Raw genomic sequence first — 476 nt, 5'->3', positions numbered from 1 at the left:
AGAGGCACTGTTGGAAATGGTTTTGATGCGGCTTGAAGAGCCCGATCCTAGAAGAGCCATCAGAACCTTTCAGAGCGTGAATGACAGAGGCGTGCCTCTCCTCTTGCTAGACAAACTAAAATCCCTCCTCATTTATTACCCCAACACTTTTTGCGATGGGAAAAGGGGGCTAGACCAGTTCATCAACGTTCATTTTGGAGAGATCTTTAAGATTCTTGCCAAGCTCACAAAGCGCAACCACATCTCCAGCGTTGGAGGCCGCTTTTTTCTCTCTCACGCTGATTGTTCTGTCAAATACCATTCAAACCCCTTTTAAAAAATGAATTTTAAAAGGGCGATTATAGCTTATTTATCCCACAAACGCACAGAAAACGCATAAAAAAATAATATTCTTTGCTATAATGAAACCTTTAAAGGCTAAAAACGCCAAACAAAACCGCCAATCAAAAAAACACAAAACAGGGGCTAATATAAGG

At 41.2% G+C, this 476-nt stretch carries 2 pseudogenes; both read left to right on the top strand.

What is annotated here, in order from left to right:
- Window positions 1-268 (top strand): annotated as a pseudogene (locus BZK24_RS08860) (hypothetical protein); the annotation flags it as partial.
- A 51-nt stretch (window positions 269-319) separates the two neighbouring features.
- Window positions 320-474: pseudogene (locus tag BZK24_RS09775) on the top strand (type I restriction endonuclease).
- Window positions 475-476: the final 2 nt, after the last annotated feature.

Source organism: Helicobacter pylori (genome assembly GCF_001998165.1).
In the GTDB taxonomy this organism is placed as follows: Bacteria; Campylobacterota; Campylobacteria; order Campylobacterales; family Helicobacteraceae; genus Helicobacter; species Helicobacter pylori_DL.
The sequence above is the reverse complement of the archived record's forward strand: the minus strand, read 5'-3'. Positions and strand labels throughout refer to the sequence as shown.